This window comes from SAR202 cluster bacterium, assembly GCA_009392515.1.
Taxonomy (GTDB): domain Bacteria; phylum Chloroflexota; class Dehalococcoidia; order Lucifugimonadales; family UBA6952; genus UBA6952.
Map to the genome: position 1 here is coordinate 1 of VFGE01000043.1, position 4,419 is coordinate 4,419.

Below are 4,419 nucleotides of genomic sequence, written 5' to 3' on the forward strand. Positions count from 1 at the left end.
ATTCGGTACATATGTTAAACCAGTTGAAAAACCAAAGGCTCCGTCTTTCATACCAGATTCTATTAACTGTTGCATGGACTTTATTGCAGATTCATTTGGGAGTTTATTTGTCCATCCCATAACTTCGGTTCTAACTGCTGAATGCGGGACGAGGTAAGCAACATTGCACCCAATATTCCCGTCTAATGAATCTAGATACTCTCCAACTGAATTCCAGGTAATTTCGCCAGGAATATCACCATTTACTGATTGTAAATATATGATTAATTCGGATATGACTTTTGTCGAAGCAGGTGCATAGGAAAGGCCATCTTGTCCAATTACTTCCGTTGTAACACCTTGTCTGATTTTTGGTTCATTATAGGGATCATGAAATAAATACAAATCACAATGTGAATGCATATCAATAAATCCTGGAGATATAACTAATCCTGTTGCATCAATAATATTTTTTGCTTCTGGTTCTGAGCCCTGTGGAATTATTTTGATAGAATCGTCTTTAATTCCAACTGATGCTGAGTAACCTTTATCACCAGATCCGTCAATTATTGTTCCGTTTTTAATAATATAATCAAACATAAACTATTCCAAAGCTAATTAAATTGATTTATTATTAGACATTATAAACAACGAATTACAAATAGGGGATACATGGAAATATCAAACAGAATAAAAGAAATCAAACCATACCTTTTTATGGAGATTTCCAGAAAAATTGCTGCAAAAAAAGCAGAAGGTGCTGACGTTATATCTTTTGGAATAGGAGACCCTGACATTCCTACTCCTGATCATATATTAGATTCAATAATAGAAGCTTCTAAAGTTCCTGCAAATCACAGGTACCCAGAGTCAGACGGATTGCCAGAATTCAGAAAAGTTATTTCTGAATGGTATAACAAAAGATTTTCTGTTTCTCTAAATCCTGATACTGAAATTGTACCTCTGATTGGAGCAAAAGAAGGAATAGGGCACTTTCCACTTTGTGTTATGAATCCTGGTGATATTGGGATAGTTCCTGACCCAGGCTACCCTGTTTATTCAATAGGAAATCTGTTTGCCGGAGGCGAAACTTTCTATGCACCACTACTTGAAAAAAATGAATGGTTATTAGATTTTGAAGCCATACCAAAAGACATTGCAAAAAAAGCTAAATTAATATGGCTTTGTTATCCAAATAATCCAACTGGCGCAATTGCACCTGCTTCATATTTTGAAGATGCAGTTAAATTTTGCAAAGAAAATGATATTGTTCTCTGTCACGACGCTTGTTATTCAGAAATAGCATATGACGGATACAAACCTGTCAGTCTTATGGAAATTGATGGTGCAAAGGATATCTCTATAGAATTCCATTCTCTCTCAAAAAGTTACAATATGACAGGGTGGAGAGTAGGGATGGCAGTTGGAAATGAAGAATTAGTCAAAGTATTAACTATTGTTAAATCAAATATCGATTCTGGTATCCCGCAAGCTGTTCAATATGGTGCAATGGAAGCCTTAACTGCATCACAGGACTGTATACAGGATAATATAGACACTTATACAAGGCGAAGAGACAGAGTTATCAATGCACTTCAAAATATCGGCCTGGAAATCGTACCACCTAAGGCAGGACTATATATCTGGGTAAGAATACCTGAAGGATTTACTTCCGCTGAATTTGCTACAGCGCTACTAGATGAAAAAGACCTTGTTGTAACCCCTGGATCAGGATACGGAGAATATGGAGAAGGATATATCCGTTTCTCATTAACGTTAAATGATAGTGATTTAGATCGTGGAATAGACCGATTAGAAACCTGGAAAATACCTACAAAATAGGAAGTAATTATAAGCACTCAATTAAAAAACACATACAAATCCAAAGAAAAAGCAATCCTTGTAGGGGTTGAGATTAAAAGTGCCAAAAATAACGGGGATATAGAAAATTCCATCGATGAATTAGAACAATTAGCGAATGCTGCAGGTGCTTCTGTTGTTGAAAGCATGGTCCAAAAACTAATGAAGCCTTCACACTATTATCTGGGAAAAGGTAAATTAGAAGAATTAAAAAACCTCCAAGGTAAATATGATACTGTTATATTTGACGACGAATTAACGCCGGCTCAACAACGAAGTATAGAGCGATATTTAGGTGAGGAAACTAAAGTTATTGACCGTACAGCACTTATTCTAGACCTCTTTGCATCAAGAGCAAACACACGTGAAGGTAAATTACAGGTCGAATTAGCTCAGCATCAATATCTCCTTCCAAGATTAGCAGGGCAGTGGTCTCACTTAGAACGTCTGGGTGGTGGTATTGGTACAAGAGGACCTGGTGAAACACAGCTAGAAACAGACAGACGATTAATAACAAAACGAATACAAAGATTAAAATCTGATTTAGATAAAGTTAGACGACATAGGTCACAATACCGTTCAAGAAGACAAAATAATAAAATTCCAGTAATTAGCCTTATAGGGTATACAAATGCTGGTAAAAGCACCTTATTTAACAGCATGACTAAATCAAAGGTTTATGAATCAGATCAAGTCTTCGCAACTCTTGATCCTGTAACTCGTCGCACAGTCTTGGAAAATGGTGATCCAATACTTATTACAGATACTGTAGGATTTATAAATAAGCTACCTACAAATCTAATTGCAGCATTCAGAGCTACTTTAGAAGAGTTAGAAGAAGCAGATATATTATTACACGTTATAGATGCAACTGACGGAAATTTTAACCAGCATATAGAAGTAGTAAATGATATTTTAAAAGATTTAAATGTCAGTGATAAGAAAAAGATTGTTGTATTTAATAAGAGTGATAATTTACCAAAAGAAGTTATACAAGACTTTCAGCAATATATAAAATTTATTCAGACAAAAGAAAATTATTCAGCAGTACTATTATCTGGCTTAACTGGTATTGGTATTGATAATCTTATGAAAGAAATAGAAACTCAACTTATAACATAGTTGTCTGGAGATTCTATGAACATATTAATAAAAAATGCCACGATTGTGAGTATGGGATCATCGGGTGTTATTAATAATGGACAAATCCTGATAGATGGAACACGAATTGTCTCAATTGCCCCGCAAACCGAAACCACTTCAGATGTTGAAACAACCGTAGATCAGGTAATTGATGCAACAGGAAAAATCGTTATGCCTGGTCTGATAGATTCTCACTTTCACACATGTCAGCATTTGATGCGAGGGATGGGTGCTGCAATTGCTCGAAGTGGCACACGCTATCCTTTTTGGAAAAACTATCTCATTCCGTTTGAATCACAGTTATCTCAGGAAGACGTATATTTGAGTGGTGTTGCAGCATATACCAATTTAATACGTGTTGGCACAACTTGTTTTGCAGAACATGGCGGACGTCATCCCGAACAGTTAGTAAAAGCAGCTGAAGATGTTGGTATACGTGGACTTATGGCAATTTCTACTATGGATATGGATACAGGATTACCTAGTTTGCCAGACAATATGCTATTTTCGACAGAAGAAGCAATTGAGAAAAATCTGGAAATAGTACAACGCTGGCCATTCAAAAACAACGATGATAACAACCTTATACGCGGTGTTTTCTCATTACGACAAATCACTGTTTGTACACCTCAACTAATACAAAAAACAGCTCAACTGGCTGAAGAATATAACACTATGGTACAAACCCATGCTAATGAAGGTCATTATGAAATTTATCATGCTCTGGACCATCATGGAATGAGACCTGCAAATTATTTGGCAAGCCTTGATTTCTTAAATTCAAATGTAATTGCTGCTCATTCTGTTTTGCTGAGCGACGAAGAAGTAGACCTGTATGCCAAACATCAAGTAGGGGTGGCACATTGTCCATCTCCTAATTTTTCATCTTTAGGAATGACTAAACTTCTACAAATGAAAAAATTAGGTATCAAAATAGGAATAGGTACAGATGGAGCTAATCGTGGTTCATTAGATTTATTTGAAGCCATGAAATTATCAGGAATTGCTCAATCACTACATTACGGTACACCGTATTTAGATAGTAATATAGTAAATCCGTTTGAACTAGTGACAATGGCTACTTTGGGAGGAGCACGTGTTTGTGGTCTTGATGAAGAAATTGGCTCACTAGAAACAGGAAAACGTGCTGACTTATTAATTCTCAATCCAGGACTCAATGCTTTACCAATTGACGATCCTTACTTTGCAATTGTGAATTCTTTACGCGGTAGCGATGTAAATGACGTGATTATCAATGGCCAAATAGTCATGCATAATAGTAAAATTTTAAATATTGATGAGAATGAAATTGCCAGACAAGTATCTGTTCGAGCGCCACAATTACGACAAATTGTTCTGGATAAAATTAATTGAAATTTATAATAAATATAGACCATACAATATAAAGAGAGATTATGAATTTAAATAATAAATTAA

The 4,419-nt window shown here is 35.6% G+C and carries 4 protein-coding genes; 3 read left to right on the top strand and 1 reads right to left on the bottom strand.

The features are described 5' to 3' along the window. A partial coding sequence (locus tag FI695_06550) for an amidohydrolase family protein (GenBank protein MQG51623.1) occupies window positions 1–579 on the bottom strand: 579 nt, incomplete at its 3' end. A 72-nt stretch (window positions 580–651) separates the two neighbouring features. Between FI695_06550 and FI695_06555 the strand changes: the two genes are divergently transcribed. From FI695_06555 to FI695_06565, 3 genes are read left to right on the top strand one after another with little or no spacing between them, the layout of a single operon-like run. Then, on the top strand, window positions 652–1,821 hold the full coding sequence (locus tag FI695_06555; protein ID MQG51624.1) for an aminotransferase class I/II-fold pyridoxal phosphate-dependent enzyme: 1,170 nt from the start codon (window positions 652–654) through the stop codon (window positions 1,819–1,821). A gap of 6 nt (window positions 1,822–1,827) precedes the next feature. Continuing rightward, entirely contained in the window at window positions 1,828–2,961 is a 1,134-nt protein-coding gene (gene hflX / locus FI695_06560) for a GTPase HflX (GenBank protein MQG51625.1), read from the top strand. A gap of 15 nt (window positions 2,962–2,976) precedes the next feature. Next, window positions 2,977–4,356: an amidohydrolase gene (locus FI695_06565; GenBank protein MQG51626.1), complete on the top strand. Its 1,380-nt coding sequence runs from the start codon at window positions 2,977–2,979 to the stop codon at window positions 4,354–4,356. Window positions 4,357–4,419: the final 63 nt, after the last annotated feature.